The following is a 16,128-nucleotide window of genomic DNA, read 5'->3' as shown; positions in this document are numbered from 1 at the left end:
CGGTTGAATAGCGTGAGTTCGTTGGAGGAGCTTGGGGATGCCGGGCAGAGGAAAATATGTGGCGATCATGGCGGGATTGTTTATTTCGCTCTGTGTGGTCGCCTTCGCATCGCTGTTTGCCGGCCGCTACGCCTTGTCGGCCCATGATGTGGTGCAGATTTTATGGCAGGGGAACATGCCGGGGGAAAACCAGGCCCGCTACTCGGTGATTTTTAACCTGCGCGCGCCGCGGGTGGTGGCGGTGATGCTGGTGGGCGGTGGGTTGGCGGTCGCCGGTGCGACCTTTCAGGCGGTGCTGAAAAACGCGCTGGCCAGCCCGGACGTGCTGGGCACCTCTTCCGCCTCCGCCTTTGGCGCGGCGCTGGGCATTTTGTTGAGTTTGCCTTTTGCCCTGAGTTCCCTACTGTCGTTTCTTTTCGGCGTGGTGAGCTTGCTGCTGGTGCTGGGCATCTGCCGCCTCAAACGCCGGCAGGATGCACTCACCACGATTTTGTCCGGCATGATTATCGCGTCGCTGTTTATCGCGTTTGTCTCGGTCATAAAATATGTCGCCGATCCGCAGGATACCTTGCCGGCGATCGTCTTCTGGCTGATGGGCAGCTTCGCTTCGGTAGCGAAAGCGCAGGTTTATTGGCTGATCCCGCTGTTTGCGGCGTGTTACCTGACTATCTACCGGCTCAGGTGGAACATGAACATTCTCTCGCTGGGAGACGACGAGGCGCGCATCGCCGGCCTGAATCCGCCTCGGCTGAAGATCCTGTTGCTGATCGCCGCCTCTTTGCTGGTTTCCGCCTCGGTGAGCTTGGCCGGCGTGGTGGGGTGGGTCGGCTTGGTGATCCCGCATTTGGTGAGAAGCGTGTTGGGGTATAACCACGGCCGCCTGATCCCCGCTTCGGCGCTGAGCGGGGCGCTGTTTTTGCTGGCGATCGACAATATAGCCAGAGGGGCCACCTATGCTGAAATCCCGATCGGCATCCTGACCGCGCTGATCGGCGCGCCGCTTTTCGCTCTCCTTTTTGTTATGAGCAGCAAACATGATCACAGTTAACCAGCTGACCCTGGGTTTCAAGGGGCGAGAACCCCTTCTCGACAACGTCAGTTTTCATCTGGCGCGGGGCGAGATCCTCAGCGTGCTCGGGCCGAACGGCGCCGGTAAAACCACGTTGCTGAGACACATCGCGGGCCTGTGCCGGCCCCTGTCTGGCGTGTGCCAGATCGGCCGCATCGACAATCGGCCCGCCCGGTTGGCCTATGTGCCGCAGGCGAAAACGCCGCATTTCGCTTATGGGGTGCTCGATTTTGTCACTTTAGGCTGTGCTCGCCAGGCGGGGTGGTTCGCCAGGCCGCGGCGGCAAGATGTCGCCAAGGCGCAGGCGGTGTTACACGCGCTGGAGATCGCGCCGCTGGCGCAGAAAAATATCAACCAGATCAGCGGTGGAGAACTGCAGATGTGTTATTTCGCCAAGGCGCTGGCGGCGGATCCCGACGTCATGATCCTCGACGAACCGGAATCGAATCTGGATTTTTACAATCAGGCTAAAATGATCGAGATGCTCTGGCGCCTCGCCAAAGAGCGGCAGATGACGATCGTGCTGAATACGCATTTTCTGCATTATGCCGATCGCATCTCCGACAAGTGCCTGCTGATGAATAAGCGACAGTGCATGTTTGGCGATAAAAACGCCTTGCTGCAAGAGGATATCCTGGAGCGTTACTTCCAGGTACCGGTGAGAAAGTGCCGGTACGAATATGCCGGCGTCAGCGAAGAAACGTTCATTGTCGCGCTACCGCACCCCGCTTGAGCGCCGCCAGCGCGAGGGTGATTGAGGGATATCCCTCATTGCGGCCCCGCCGGCGGTTATTTAAGCTGAAAGAGAAATGCAACGGTGAATATGGAGATAATCATGACTGATTCAGTATCCAACGATCGTAATCCCACCCCGGATGTGGCGGAAGACAACGCATTCTTCCCATCGCCTTACTCCCTCAGCCAGTACACCTCGTCCAAAACCGACTTCACGGGTGCCAGCTACCCGAACGCCTATCGCGGCGGCAAGTGGAAGGTGCTGATGATCGCCTCGCAGGAGCGTTACCTGCTGATGCAAAACGGCAAGTTCTTCTCCACCGGCAACCATCCGGTCGAGATGCTGCTGCCGATGTATCACCTGGATCTCGCCGGTTTCGAGATCGACATCGCCACGCCGTCCGGCGATCCGGTGAAGCTGGAGATGTGGGCGTTCCCGCATGAAGATGAAGCGGTCAAGGCCACCTACGAGAAGTACCGCAGCCAACTCAAGCAGCCGAAAAAGTTGACGGAAGTGGTGAAGGATCTGGATGGCGGCAACTACCTCGGCGTTTTCATTCCCGGCGGCCACGGCGTGCTCAATGATATCCCGTTCAGCGAAGAGGTGAAAAAGACCCTGCACTGGGCGCATGACAACGATCGCTACGTGATTTCGCTGTGCCACGGGCCGGCCGGTTTGCTGGCGGCGGGCATCGGCGAGAACAAAGAGGATTTCCTCTATCGTGGCTATGAGATGTGCGTGTTCCCGGACTCGCTCGATACCGGCGCCAACATCGACATCGGCTATATTCCCGGTCCGATGCCCTGGCTGGTGGGCGAACGCCTGCGCGAGCGGGGCGTGAAGATCGTCAACGCCGACATCACCGGCAAGGTGCATAAAGATCGGCGCCTGCTGACCGGCGACAGCCCGCTGGCTTCCAACAACCTCGGCAAACTGGCGGCAGAGACGCTGCTGGCCGACGTCGCCACGCGATGAGCGACGAGATCGCGCAGCGCGCTTTCCAGACGGCGCTGGCGATGGACCACGAGCGAACCCTGTCCGCCATTCAGGGGCGGGTTTGCGCCTTCGCCGCGCCGTTCGGCTTCGATCGCTTTGTGCTGTTTTCCGCTTCCGCCACGGCGGAGGCGGGGATCGAGCATATCTATTGGGTCGAAGGCGACTGGTTCGGCGAGGGGGAGGCGGTCGATGCGCTGACCTACGTGCGGCACTGCCCGGTGACCCGGCACATGCTGCGGGCTAGCGAGCCGTTCTTCTGGACCAAGACCTGGGCGCGGCAGGGCGAGCGTTACCGGATTGTGCGCACGCCGCGCGGAGCCGGTCTGCACGGCGTGCAGATCCCGGTGTTCGGCCCCGCCGGCCTGGAGGGCGCCGTCAGCCTGGGGGGCGAGCGCATCGACACCTCGCCGCCGGTGCGGCTGGCGCTGTCGCTCGTGGGTTCGGCGGCCTTTCTGGCGGCGCGGCGGCTGTTCGAACCGGCAGCCGGTGAGGGGGGGAGCCGGCTGTCGGCGCGCGAGCGCGAGGTGCTTAGCTGGACCGCCATTGGCCGGCGGCAGGCGGATATCGCCGCGATGCTCGGCCTGTCTGAACGCACGGTGGAAAACCACCTGCGCCGCATTCGCCAACGCCTTGGCGCCGCCACCACCGCGCAGGCGATCAGCGTGGCGATCCGCCTGGGGGAGATCGCCCCCGAGCGCCGTTAGCCCGCCGCCATTTGCCGCAGCAACCACTCGCGCAGCGCCATGATATCGGGGCGCTGCGCAGTTTCTTCGGTGGCCATCAGATAGTAGTTGGCGCCGGGTAACGCCATCTCGAACGGCGCGGCCAGCACGCCGCGCTGCAACAAATCGCGCGCCAGCAGCCGGCTGGCGATCACCACCCCCTGGCCCGCCACCGCCGCCTGCAGCGCATGGGTTTCGTCGCTGAAGGTCAGCCCTGCTTCCACATTCAACCCTTCCGGCCCGTAGCGCCGTCGCCAGTTTTCCCAGGTCGGCGCGTCGGCGGGCACCTGCCGATGTTCCACGTGAAACAGCGTCACCCGCTGCAAATCTTCGATGCGCTCCAGCGCAAGCGTCGGGCTGGCCACCACGATAAAACGATCCTCATGCAGCAAGGTGCAGTGCAGATCGCTTTCCGGTGTTTCGCGGTAGCGGATGGCGACGTCCACGGTGCGCTGGCTGAGATCGACCCGCTCGACGCTGGTGTGCAGGCGCAGATCGATGGCGGGAAACTCCGCCTTGAAATCGGCCAGGCGCGGCACCAGCCAGTGGGTGAGAAAATTGGAGGTGGTGGTGACGGTCAGCGCCGGCGGCTGCTGGGCGCGGGTGATTTGGGCGACGGACTGCTCCAGTGCGGCGAAGGCGCGCTGGGTGCCGGCATACAGGATCTCGCCGGTCTCGGTCAGGCTGACGCCCTGCGCGCTGCGCTCGCACACCCGGCATTCCAGCACCGATTCCAGCAGCTTGATCTGATGGCTGACCGCCGTCGCGCTGACGCCCAGCGCTTCGGCGGCATGTTTAAAGCTGCGACAGCCGGCCACGGCGTGGAAGGCGCGCAGCGCGCCCAGCGGCGGCAAACGGGGTTTTCTCATGGCTGAGTTATTCTCATCTAAGGCTGAAAACTATGAGTTTGTCTGACCGATTATATAAGAGATAGGCTACTAACCTGTGAACAGGGAAATGAATTTATTTCATCATTTCCATCATGTCGGGAGTGAACGATGAGCCTTTATATCAACAACGGTGCCCTGGGCGCCATGGCACACACGGGAGCGGCGGCGAGCGCCCTGGCGCTCAGCGTGCCGGCCGCGGCAGGCGCCTTGCTGCTGAAGACCGAAAATCTACTGGGCATCGGCGCGACCCTGATGCTGCTAACGGCATTGGCGCTGGCGTTTCTCGGCGGCGCCGCACTGGCCCGTCTACGGCCGCTGCGGAACCGGCCTGCGCTGGCGATTCTCCGCTACGGCTTTTTACTGGCAGCGGTGGGGTGGCTATTGACGCTGCTGATGCTGTTAGGCGGCCATGATTGGCCGGCCCTGCTGGCGGGCATCGTCCTCGGCGGTCTGGGGCAGGGCGTCGCCTACCGCACGGCAGTGGGGGAGAAAGCGGCGTTCGCCGTGGCGTGCAGGCTGACGACGGTGGTGACTATCGTGGCCGTAGTGATTGCCGCTTCGCTGGTGCAAACCTATGCCGCACCGGGCGTGAGAGGGATCTGTTTCGCGCTGGCATTGCTGGTCGACCTGGCGTTGCTGGGGGCATTGATGGCGCGGGTTGCGGAGCGGGATGGGGCCTGAGACATTGCGGAGGGATAAAGGCCTGCCTGGGGGCGGGCCTTTTGGTGCTTGTGGAGATTGTTGAGTAGGTGATCCGCCGGGGCAGTTTTGTGCCAGGAGCGGACACCGTAAAAACCAAGCATATTGATTACTTAGCGGCAGTTCAGAATCACGAAAAGCACATTAAAGATTGGCACGAGGTATCAGTAGAGCTTACAGTTGCTGCCATAATTTTTACCAAGCAATTGGGGGGGGAATGGCACGCCGAATTGAATTGCAGGGCATAGCTAATGCTCTTAATGAGAGCTTTGTGAGCCGTAACAACGATTTTAAAGGATACTGGGCTATTGGTCAGTTAAAGTTATTGGCTATCAATAACAAACTCACTACGATAGATTTTTTCCTTACTCCCCCTAAAAGCTTACCGCACTTTAATCTGAGACATTATGTTGAACTCCACTATGTAGGCATGCTTGGACATTTGTTAAGAAAGCAACAAATTCCTGATATTTGGGTCAGTGAAGCTAGTATTACGCTCGATTTTAACGTTAATGCTAAACACGAGCAGTTGAATAAATGCTCAACCGCAGGTGAGCCTTTTCAGTGCCGTTGTCAGATAATTGATGACACTGGTCGCTGTTACTCTTCGGTTGTTTATGGTCGGAGCCAGGTTCACTCATCTGTAAAAGAACTAAAACGACTCGAAAAATAACTGTATAAAAATCAGCTGAAGTTCCACTCCTCGCTCATAGCGGATTTTCTCTCCAAGTGCTGGTCCGCCTGGCGCCAGAAGCGAACTATCGTTTTGCCATACCAAATAAGCCTCAGTGCGATGAAACAAATACCGACGCAGGCTGCGCGGGCGGAATGGCGAAGTGACGCTGCATGCGTTTTATCTCCTCTGCCGGTGGCAGGCCAAACAGACGCTTGAATTCGCGATTAAATTGCGATGGGCTTTCATAGCCAACGGCGTAACTCGCGGCGGCGGCGGTGATTTGTTGGCGCACCATCAGCATCCGTGCCTGGTGCAGGCGTACCGATTTCACATACTGCATCGGCGGCATCTGCGTTATTGCTTTGAAATGGCTATGAAAGGTCGGCACGCTCATGCCGGCCATCATCGCCAGCTGCGTCAGCGTTAACGGCTCCGCGTAAGTGGCGTGGATGTGCTGCAACGCTTTACCGATTTTGCCAAACTGGCCCTGCAAGGCCAGCGCGGCACGCATTGCGTTGCCCTGTGCGCCTGTCAGCACGCGAAAATAAAGCTCACGCACCCGCGCCGGGCCGAGGATCGCCGCCTCAAGCGGGTTAGCCAGGACTTCAAGTAAGCGAAGTACGGCCATTTTTACCGCGCTGTCCATGGGGCTCGACATCATGCTTTGCGGCGCGACGGGAGGATGTGGGGCGCCATGCTGTTCAATCTGCAACATCAGTTCCGCGGCAAGCTGAAAATCCAGATGTATATAAATCGCCAGCAGCGGATGTGCTGCCGACGCGTCGGTTTCCATCACAAACGGCACCGGCACCGAAACCGCCAGGTAGTGCTGCTCATCATATAAATAGGTCTGTTGACCGAAATAGCCGTGTTTGCTGCCCTGGCAGACGATCACGATCCCCGGATCGTAAAGCACCGGCGTTCTGGCAAGCGGGCGATCGGAACGCAAAATTCGCACATCAGGTAGGGCAGTGAGGTTGTATCCCTCTTGCACCGCAAGTCTATTCATCAGGGCAATCATGTCGGACATCCCACCACCTCATAAAATCAGGCAAGAAAAAGAGAAAATACGGCCTAAAAATACGGCAGGGAAGAGAATACCATGCAACCTTCATGGTTCATGGGAGTTCTTTTTATGGCATCTGCAAAAACGATTTTAATTACCGGCGTCAGCAGTGGCTTTGGTCAGGCGCTGGCGCGAGAAGCCCTCGCCGTGGGGCATCGGGTTGTAGGGACGGTGCGCAACAGCGAAGCACTGCAGGCTTTCGGTGCGCTCGATACGCAGCGGGCTTTTGGCTATCTGCTTGATGTCACGGACGTTGAACGTATTGATGAGGTGGTTGGAGAGATAGAGTCTGCCATTGGTCCGATAGATGTGCTGGTGAACAATGCCGGTTACGGCCATGAAGGCATTCTGGAAGAATCCCCGCTTGCAGAGCTGCGCCGCCAGTTTGACGTCAATGTGTTTGGCGCGGTGGCGATGATCAAAGCTGTGCTACCGGGCATGCGCCAGCGCCGTCGGGGCCACATTATCAATATCACCTCAATGGGCAGTTTCATTACCTTGCCCGGTATCAGCTATTACTGCGGCAGCAAATTTGCACTGGAAGGGATATCAGAAACGTTAAGTAAAGAGCTTGCCCCGTTCAACCTACACGTGACCGCCGTGGCGCCCGGCTCGTTTCGAACGGACTGGGCCGGGCGTTCAATGGTACGCAGCCCTCGCCGTGTCCCTGACTATGACGCGCTATTTGAACCTGTTCGTCAGGCGCGCCAGGAAAAAAGCGGTAAGCAACTCGGCGATCCGATTAAGGCGGCTCACGCCATGCTGGCATTGATCGAGAGCGGGAACCCGCCCACGCATCTGTTGTTAGGCAGTGACGCATTAAGTTTGGTGCGGCAAAAGCTCGAGGCGCTAGGTAAGGAAATTGAACAATGGGAGAAACTCACCCGTTCAACGGATGGCTGAACGGTGTCGGGTAGAGAGAGCGCAGGGGATAATTGAGTATAACCGCCCAACAGCAAAAAGCCCGCTCAGGTTTCCCTGAGCGGGCTTCTCTAAATATGGCTCCTCTGACTGGGATCGCCTTTGCCAGTAACTGGCTAATAAATAGACTAAACCTGAATTGTGATGCTGTCAAGACCACCAAAATGACCACCAATAGTTGCTGGTTACCTAAAGCAAGTTTAAACGCTTCGCTTTATGTGTTAATCGTTCTACGATGCTCTCTGAAAAGGAGGATAGCTAGAACGAGCATCAAAAAATCGGCTCGAAGCAAGATTTGTCCAAAGAGCTATGAAAGTCTGCTCAGTGCTGTGATTTCAATGGGTCGATGCAACGCTATCCTTAATCGAAGGGGTACGTTCCATAATACTTCTGGTAGACCTATAAGACATTGTCTGTCGCTTGGGTTGAGCATAAAATATTCATTCAATTTTAAGTGGGTATTTTATGGAATACGTGGCTTTTGGTGATGAGAGTGGTACGACAGGGAGTGACCGCTGTTATGGCATTGGTTTGCTGTGTGTGCGTAAAGACACGTTGCACATCTTCAATGAGCGTGTCCAGAAGCTGAAAGATAAGTACGGTATTGTCGGTGAGTTGAAGTGGTCTAAGATAAAGAACAGCGCAGGGCAGGCAAACATCTGCATTGAGCTGCTGGCTATGGTGCTCAAGAACTCGTGCTGCTTCCACTCGATTGTTGTAGTGAAGAACATTTACAACAACTGGCTGACGGACAGGGAGCTGGCTTTCTACCAGACGTACACAATGCTCGTTAAGAACGTTGCTAAGCAGATTAAGAGTGACATTGAGGTCATCATCGACCAGAAGATTGATAAGTACAAAAAGAACGATGAAGTTACGGGTATTGTTGCTAACAACATGCTGGCTAGGGCAGGGATGAAGAAGTTGGTTAAGTCTGTCACGATGCACGACTCTAAACATCATCTTGGATTACAGGTTGTAGACATCCTGACCGGGGCTGTGAACTCTGGGTACTTGAAGTACCTTAATCCTCGACTGGAACTATCAGTGGCTAAAGAGCTAGCCTTTGAACGCATGGCTGCTCTGCTTGGCTGGGATATGTTCTACTACGATACATTCCCGAACAAGGATTTTAATATCTGGCACTTCCCGCAAGAGATGCGAGCTATGCCTGGTTCAAAGAGTATCCGACCTGATTATAGTGTTCCGTTGGTTAAACGGGAAGAGCTGTCCTAACCTTGGCTTAAAAAATTGATTGTTTATGCATAGACCTGCCAGATTGAAAGGATAGGTATCAATTGATTCTTCTAGTAGCTAGCTGAATTTGGCCACCTGAACAGGGCGGTCAACCTTAGTTCCCTGACCTGTAGCCTGTTAATTTGTCTACTCCGTGCCAGGAGCGGATATTGCTGAGATCGTATGTGTTAATCAATCGAGAGCAGGGCAGTCAGTTGCTGAAGGGAGTGAGTTGTCAAAAGTTGTCGCCCACCATCGCCGCCAGGTGATTCTTGAGTGTTTGCACTCTAAGTTTCATTTGCTTCAATCAGAAACTATTGATTATTATAATTAGCAATCTAATGAATATTGCTTAATATTAACTTTAATTATTTTTTTCTGGAATTATTATGTTCAATAATTTCTGAAATCGATTCAAAGATGTAATTAAAATTTGAAAAGTCGATTGTTTTACGCTTTTTTAACACAACACCTGTAGCAAAGAATTCTTTGCCATATTCATTATCCTTGCATTTGGTATTAGTTCGGTTAAATACTTTACCACCAAGCGTTGTTTGTAATACTGAACTGTGGAAAAGATCTTCCATAGAACTATCTTTTAAACCATTAAGAGGGGTGAAAATTATATATAAGTTTCTTGTAACCCACGTCCACTTCTGATTTCTTAGTTCATCTCTTGTAAGAGTAATGTTAGGGAAAGATTTTCCAATTAAAATTTGGAAGATTCCATTAGCACCAGCGCTGCCTGAATCATTGTCTAAAATAACAATCACAGGCTTTTGATTGGCGATTACTTTAAACGCCTCTGTCTTTTTTTCAAAGCCAACAATGAAGTCTTTGAGGTGTGGAGCTCCTCCGTCTAAGTTTAAAAGATATTTTGTTTTAGATGTGTTTTTGAAGAACTTAATCCCATAATCTCGTACTGTTTTATTGCCCGGATTTTTATTCCCAATTAGATTGGGATGCTTTTCTGATACCGCATCCAAAGCTACCCTGAGGTAAGTAATATCTGTTTTTCCCTCAGTCAAGATTGTTGGTTTTGTATTTGCCCAAAAAGCAGAATAATAAAGAAAATCCGAATATACTTTTTCACGATTGTTATGTGAGGATTTGATCGAGTGCGGTAATCTGTTGTTATATTTATCTACGAAATCAATAAAGCTCAGCATGCCACCTAACTCATTGATATTACCAACTCTTTCTTTGCGTGTTTTTTTGTCTATTAATGTGTACTCCCCTTTTTTAAATAGACTATGTGCCATTGCGCGAACTGTTTTTGCATATCTTCTATCTACATTCACAAACCGATTGACAGTTAATCCTGTAACCTCTTGGCGGATTTTTTTGTCGAGAAGTCTTAATTTGTTATGATTAATTTTGAAGCCTGAAGATGTTATTTCGTTAAGAAATTTGTTATTTAAGGTAATGGATTTCTCATCATGGTCTCTGATAATTCCCTTAGGAAACTCTTTTTTATTAGTTGAGATTGTTATATCATCAGCATATCGTGTGTATGTGCAGCCAACGCTATTACATAAATTACTTAGCCGCCTGTCTAAAGAAACTAGAATTAAGTTGGTTATTACGGGGGAGCAGGGGCTACCTTGGGGTAACTTATCCTGATGACATGCGATTTTGGCTATTAATGTGGAAAGCTCTGTGTTGAGAGAAAAGTTATTATTTTTTAGAAAGTAACCCCTAACCCTTCCAAAATTAAATTCATCAAAGAAATTACAAAGATCTATATTAAGAACCCACTTCTTTGACTTATGCTTTTCTGCATTTGTAATAATGCTGCGGTTACGCTCAAATCCATGAGAGAAATGATTATCTTCTTTTAAATTTTCTCGGAAGTTATTTAAACAGTCTTGTAGTAAATCGGAAAGCTTGCTTTGTATTTCTTTGAGCTCAGAGTCTGGGGCTGATATGATTCTATCAGAACCATTCTTTTTTTTAATAGCGAACTGTGAATATAGATTGTCAGTATTTCTTATATATATGACACGGGTCATAAAAACCGGGTCAATTCCTAAAAGTCGTGCGAAATCTGGTTTGGAATTACATGCTTTTAATTTTTCTAGGCGAGTAGTCATCACTGCTCCTTGAATAGCGGTGTGCAGGCACTCTTACGCACTTTTACAGTATTCCCAGCAAATCCTGCTATGAGAATCATAGCAGCGAGAGCTTGAGCCCTTGAAATCAAGAATTGCGAAACACAATTCAAAATTCTGCCTGCACACCGGTCTCAAATATTCCACACATTCCGTATGTTTTCAACATGATTAGCCATTAAATGAATGCTGTCAAATTCCTGGAGACGGCACCTGAACGTTCCTTGGTACTTGAGTCTTTTGCAGAGTTAACGAGTCCCACAAGATGGAGTGGCAACCTTGCAAACATATGGAAGTCCCGGGCTAACGCTTTCAGTGAACTCATTGAACACGATCGGTACGACATTTCAAATGGTGCAAAAAAAATCCACGAGAAGTTAATGCTTATGATGGAGAGTCAAAGAACCCAGGAACAGCAGGAAGATCGTGAATGTGAATAGTGGTTTGAGTGATGATAAAAGCGGCAGATTGTTGCGGCCCAAACACAATTGAGGACACGGCCTGGCGTGCCTTGATGACACGCAGCCACGGGTTACAGTCATGGATAAGGTGATGGCGTCAGGAAAGACGGCTGGACATGTCAAAGGTCGTCCCTGCGTGCTGAGCTTCACGACAAGCGCAAGCGCGCAAACCTGGATCTGGAAGCCGGTCGGTTGGCGTCAGTTATGCAGAAGTATGGCGATAGCCAATCCTGTTAGGGATGAGCAGACAGCGAACCTGGAGCAGCGCAATTTGCAAAGCTGAGACGCAATGGTTTATTTCGTCTATTATCCATTTGTATAAATGACTGCTTTCAGCCAAAAGCAGTCAACTTGTGTTCACGACTATGGGGTGATTCAATCGAAATATTGCTTTTACCCTGGACTATTGAGAGCAGCATAAAGTGACAATAAATATTGCAGATGGCCTGCCAATAACTGCTATTAGTAATAGTGCTGTAGTATTAGCAGGTTTCGTATGTATTGTCTTGATTGGCTGAGCTGATGTCCGATTTCTGCAAATCTTCTCGCAATGCAAGGATGTCATGATGAGTATTATTAGTCTATCCGATGCAGGTGGACCTGCGGCAAGGCAAGGCTTCAAGTATCAAGATCACGTAGCTGTCAGTTTCATCTTCAAGATGCTCCGAGACAGCAACTACTACCAAGTGGAATGCGAGACAGCGGATGACATCGTGGCGGTATTCCAATGCGCCGGCCAGATACTAAATGAATACATTCAGGTCAAAACAACCGAAAGTGATGGCAAATGGAACTTGAAAGAGATAACAGCGTTAGACGGAACCAAAGCTAATTCTTCGCTGCTGCATAAATCGCTGAAATGCGACGTACGCCCAGGTATTGCCCGCTTCCGAATCGTGACCAAGCGCGATGTCGCAAAAATTCTTGAAGGATTCAAGAAAGAGATAGATAAGCGGGTTCTGCCTGACATAACAACGACCCGAGGCGTTGCACTGCGCAAGAAGTTTAAAACGATTGTCTCACCTCAAAAACGGGACTTCTTGTACTGGGCGGAAAACTTTGTCTGGCAGGTGTACGGTGATGTCGAGGCGCTGGAGGCCGTCAATATAAAAGCTTTGTCCCAGCTTGCGGAGGGGCTTGGAAATCGCCCCAATTTCACGCAACTAAAGGCAATTTACGAAGAATTTTTAGAGATTGCTGACAAAGCGGCCACGGCTAGCGTGAAGACAGCTGCAGCATCTAAGATCATCCTTCGAGATCCGACGCTCGCTCACCTTAGGAAGTTATTAGACGAGGCTGATGACAAATCAACGGCCACATCCAAACCATATAAAAAGCGTCCGGATCCGTTCTTGGTCGAGTTTCACGCCAACCCTAAAGAGGGCTTGTTGCACTCATTTTCTGGTTTTGACGTGCGCTACGCGCTTAAGAAATGGCGGCATGAAAATTACGCAAAGCATCTCATCGAATGGTTACCCGAGTTTTCCCTAAAGGCCAGTGAAATCGTAAACATCCTTGCGCATAACGCCGAAACGATCCTGGCTAGGTCAATCAGTACCTTCAGCGACAGTGAGCTTCCGCGTGATAGGCTCATTGCAGAATTAATTCTCCATTCCATCCTGCGCAGCCGCCAAAACAGCGAGCCCGTTGCGTGCAAAGTCTTCTACAAATCTGCTGACAAGCTTTCAGAATTTGGCAATGCTCACATCGTTCAGATGCCTGATCAGGATGACCAATTGTGGCTAGGTCTTGCCCGCTTGATCAAAGCAAATGACATGGATACGACGCTAGAGCAAATTCGAGAAATTCTTGACGAAACTATCTCAGAAACCGTGCTGTCGGCAGAGCGCGAAATCATTATTTCTCTACGCGAACCTTTACATCACCAGCCAAAAGCAGATTCCTTCAACCAAGCTCTGCATCGGAATTCTCCTGTCGATGACATGCTGAATATTCTCTGCTTCCCCATCTTGTTGACCTACGACAGTGCAGCGCTTTCATCAGGCTGGCTCGCTGATTACGTAGACAACCTCAAGATAGAGATCGAAACCCACTTCAGCACGTTCACCTCGGAACTGCCGGAGAACATCAAACAAGTGAAGGTGCTCATCTTCTTGGTGCCTATGGAAAGCATTGAACATCTGACAAATGCTTTCAACGCTCGCTGTGAAAAGCTGGAAGAATTACAGGCATAACTGATACATGCTCTCCGGATTACGGAGCAGAAGGTATACGAAGACGAAGATATCCCGAGCAGATCACTCTGCTGCGGATGTCTCAGGGAACGAAGCGGCTATGAACTACGAAAAAATCAAGAACATCTTGGCGAAACTCGGTGAAGAGAGCATATCGACGGTCGATGTGTTGCTCGCCATCAACACCATCGTCAATAGAAGCAATTCAGAGTGGGAGGGCCGTGATTTGGTGATCCGAGCACTCGACAAATTTAAGCTTTTTGACTCTGTCGAACAGTCGCTCCTGCTAAACATGGTACGAGCTGTTGGACTATTCCCCTATATCACTCCTCACCTCAGCAGCATGGCGATTTCTGACCGCTTGGCTTACGAAGCGCACAGGGTCGAGGGAGTAGAACAGGGCATGGTGTTTCATCATCTGCAGGCCCATGTTTTCAGCTTGATCATGCAAGGCCGAAACGTAGTACTCAGTGCTTCTACAAGCGTCGGAAAAAGTCTAGTTATTGACGCTGTGCTGGCACAGCGACGATTCAAAAAGGTGGTGGTGATAGTTCCGACCATTGCGTTGATCGACGAAACCCGCCGTCGCCTGGTCAAACGCTTTAAGGACTTCAACCTGATCACGCATCCGAGCCAGGAATCCGTGATCGAGACAACCAACGTCTACCTGCTCACCCAGGAGCGTGTCCTCCAGCGTCCTGATCTTGCTGATGTGGAGTTCTTCGTCTTGGACGAGTTCTACAAAATGGACCTGGGGAACGCCACAGACGAAAGCACACGCGCTGTTGACCTGAGCTTGGCTTTTCATAAGCTCGCAAAGACTGGTGCTCAGTTCTACATGCTCGGGCCTCACATTCAGAAGATCTCTGGTCTGGATGACTATGAGTACCACTTCATCCCATCCGACTACAGCACTGTCGCGGTCGACATTCAGAATTTCAATCTGGAGATGCGATCCGAAGAGCGAAAGGAAAAATTGCTAGAGTTGGTCACAACTCTAGACTCGCCTACTTTAATCTACTGTCAGGCACCACCTAGTGCGAATAGAGTTGCCGAGTATTTGATTAAGGAAGCTGGGCTGACGCCAGTACCAGAGACTCAGGAAATAGCCGCTTGGATATCTAAACACTACCACCCTGAATGGAACGTTGCTAAGGCAATATCTCTGGGTATCGGGATTCACCATGGAGGAGTGCCACGTGCATTGCAGCAGTACATCGTCAAGTTGTTCAACGAGGGCATCATCAAGCGAATCATCTGTACATCTACGATGATCGAAGGCGTCAACACATCGGCAGAGAACGTGATCATTTATGACCGCCGCCTGAAGAATTCAACATTCGACTACTTCACCTACAAGAATATTTCCGGTCGCGCAGGCCGCATGAATAAGTACTTCATTGGAAAAGTCTTCATGCTCGAAGCGCCTCCCCTTGAGCAGGGCCTAACAGTCGAATACCCCATCGGTCATCAGGATGAAAACTCCCCATTGGGACTCCTCATGCAACTGGATAACGAATACCTTACTGATATTTCACGTGGTCGGCTCCAAGATGCATACGCAAACCCGATACTGTCGCCGACAACCCTGATAGAGAACCGGCACGTTCCGATTGAGCGGCAAGTCGAGGTAGCAGAAACGATCATTCGTGACCTACTGCCCAGCAGCAAACTTCTGGACTGGAAAGGTATCCCTGAGCCGAACCAGCTCAATTATCTATGTGAGCTGGTCTACAGTTTGGAGGGCGGTAACCTGATGGACTATGGGATATCGTCCAGTTCGCAATTGATGTGGCACATCAATGAGCTCCGAACTCAGAAAAACCTGCCGGCTTACCTAAAAGATGCGGTGGAGAATCGACGACAGGAACACACACCCAGCGAAGCGATCAACCTTCGCCTGAAATTCATCAGAAATATGGTGTGTTTCCGATTGCCTCGGGACATCATGGCCGTAAATAACATTCAGGCCGACGTGCTGGCCAAAAAAGGGATCGAACCGGGCGATTTCAGCTTCTTTGCTGAGCAGCTTGAAAATATGTTCCTCGACCCGCTACTCACCGCGTTGGACGAATACGGAATTCCCACTCAGATCTCGACCCAGATCAAGAACCTCATCTTGCCATCGGAACATCTGAACGACCTGCTGGCGAAACTTAGGGCCCTGGCTCCCAGAGTAGAGTACCTTCAACTGACTGGCTTTGAGAAAAGCTTAATGTGTTGGGCTGTGTCCGAAATGTAGCGTGCTTGGCTGTTGGCAGCACCCTAAATAGCTATATGGACGGTACGTTATTACTTCCTCAACCCATTTCACGGTTACGGAGTAAGGGGCGCTACGTCTGTTCAGGGA

At 51.6% G+C, this 16,128-nt stretch carries 13 protein-coding genes; 10 read left to right on the top strand and 3 right to left on the bottom strand.

Annotated elements, in window-relative coordinates:
* The first annotated feature begins 37 nt into the window (after nucleotides 1-37).
* The 4 genes from FOT55_RS21735 to FOT55_RS21720 all read left to right on the top strand — a co-directional run bounded on the left by FOT55_RS21735 (nucleotide 38) and on the right by FOT55_RS21720 (nucleotide 3,505).
* Nucleotides 38-1,048, top strand: coding sequence for a FecCD family ABC transporter permease (locus tag FOT55_RS21735; RefSeq protein ID WP_025303467.1), 1,011 nt, complete (start codon nucleotides 38-40; stop codon nucleotides 1,046-1,048).
* A complete protein-coding gene (locus FOT55_RS21730; protein WP_147824001.1) occupies nucleotides 1,035-1,802 on the top strand; it encodes an ABC transporter ATP-binding protein in 768 nt (255 codons plus the stop codon). Before FOT55_RS21735 ends, FOT55_RS21730 begins: the two co-directional genes overlap by 14 nt.
* Before the next feature lie 102 nt (nucleotides 1,803-1,904).
* Nucleotides 1,905-2,780, top strand: a complete 876-nt coding sequence (hchA, locus tag FOT55_RS21725; protein ID WP_016927070.1) for a glyoxalase III HchA — start codon at nucleotides 1,905-1,907, stop codon at nucleotides 2,778-2,780.
* Nucleotides 2,777-3,505 (top strand): PA1136 family autoinducer-binding transcriptional regulator, encoded by a 729-nt coding sequence (locus FOT55_RS21720; protein ID WP_147824000.1) that lies wholly within the window; start codon nucleotides 2,777-2,779, stop codon nucleotides 3,503-3,505. Before hchA ends, FOT55_RS21720 begins: the two co-directional genes overlap by 4 nt.
* Here FOT55_RS21720 and FOT55_RS21715 read toward each other — a convergent pair.
* Nucleotides 3,502-4,392, bottom strand: a complete 891-nt coding sequence (locus FOT55_RS21715) for a LysR substrate-binding domain-containing protein (protein WP_147823999.1) — start codon at nucleotides 4,390-4,392, stop codon at nucleotides 3,502-3,504. The genes FOT55_RS21720 and FOT55_RS21715 overlap by 4 nt on opposite strands.
* Nucleotides 4,393-4,521: 129 nt before the next feature.
* Between FOT55_RS21715 and FOT55_RS21710 the strand changes: the two genes are divergently transcribed.
* Together FOT55_RS21710 and FOT55_RS21705 are read left to right on the top strand one after the other, a co-directional pair.
* Nucleotides 4,522-5,094: a hypothetical protein gene (locus FOT55_RS21710; protein WP_147823998.1), complete on the top strand. Its 573-nt coding sequence runs from the start codon at nucleotides 4,522-4,524 to the stop codon at nucleotides 5,092-5,094.
* A gap of 235 nt (nucleotides 5,095-5,329) precedes the next feature.
* On the top strand, nucleotides 5,330-5,785 hold the full coding sequence (locus tag FOT55_RS21705) for a hypothetical protein (protein WP_147823997.1): 456 nt from the start codon (nucleotides 5,330-5,332) through the stop codon (nucleotides 5,783-5,785).
* Nucleotides 5,786-5,897: 112 nt separating this feature from the next.
* On the opposite strand, the gene FOT55_RS21700 is transcribed toward FOT55_RS21705, so the two are convergent.
* Nucleotides 5,898-6,818 carry an AraC family transcriptional regulator gene (locus tag FOT55_RS21700; protein ID WP_147823996.1) on the bottom strand — a complete coding sequence of 307 codons (921 nt, stop codon included), beginning with the start codon at nucleotides 6,816-6,818 and terminating at the stop codon, nucleotides 5,898-5,900.
* Nucleotides 6,819-6,923: 105 nt separating this feature from the next.
* Here FOT55_RS21700 and FOT55_RS21695 point away from each other — a divergent pair, with 105 nt between their 5' ends.
* Together FOT55_RS21695 and FOT55_RS21685 are read left to right on the top strand one after the other, a co-directional pair.
* Entirely contained in the window at nucleotides 6,924-7,757 is an 834-nt protein-coding gene (locus FOT55_RS21695; RefSeq protein ID WP_147824226.1) for an oxidoreductase, read from the top strand.
* A 483-nt stretch (nucleotides 7,758-8,240) separates the two neighbouring features.
* A complete protein-coding gene (locus FOT55_RS21685) occupies nucleotides 8,241-9,011 on the top strand; it encodes a DUF3800 domain-containing protein (RefSeq protein ID WP_059199202.1) in 771 nt (256 codons plus the stop codon).
* A 368-nt stretch (nucleotides 9,012-9,379) separates the two neighbouring features.
* Here FOT55_RS21685 and FOT55_RS21680 read toward each other — a convergent pair whose 3' ends face one another.
* Nucleotides 9,380-11,104 carry a retron Ec67 family RNA-directed DNA polymerase/endonuclease gene (locus tag FOT55_RS21680; RefSeq protein WP_096971482.1) on the bottom strand — a complete coding sequence of 575 codons (1,725 nt, stop codon included), beginning with the start codon at nucleotides 11,102-11,104 and terminating at the stop codon, nucleotides 9,380-9,382.
* A gap of 1,042 nt (nucleotides 11,105-12,146) precedes the next feature.
* Between FOT55_RS21680 and FOT55_RS21675 the strand changes: the two genes are divergently transcribed.
* Both FOT55_RS21675 and FOT55_RS21670 read left to right on the top strand, forming a co-directional pair.
* Nucleotides 12,147-13,778 carry a HamA C-terminal domain-containing protein gene (locus tag FOT55_RS21675; protein ID WP_227952976.1) on the top strand — a complete coding sequence of 544 codons (1,632 nt, stop codon included), beginning with the start codon at nucleotides 12,147-12,149 and terminating at the stop codon, nucleotides 13,776-13,778.
* A gap of 100 nt (nucleotides 13,779-13,878) precedes the next feature.
* Nucleotides 13,879-16,020 (top strand): DEAD/DEAH box helicase, encoded by a 2,142-nt coding sequence (locus FOT55_RS21670; protein WP_096971484.1) that lies wholly within the window; start codon nucleotides 13,879-13,881, stop codon nucleotides 16,018-16,020.
* The last annotated feature ends 108 nt before the right edge of the window (nucleotides 16,021-16,128 follow it).

Origin of the sequence: Serratia bockelmannii (assembly GCF_008011855.1) — a bacterium.
GTDB classification, from domain to species: domain Bacteria; phylum Pseudomonadota; class Gammaproteobacteria; order Enterobacterales; family Enterobacteriaceae; genus Serratia; species Serratia bockelmannii.
The sequence above is the reverse complement of the archived record's forward strand: the minus strand, read 5'-3'. Positions and strand labels throughout refer to the sequence as shown.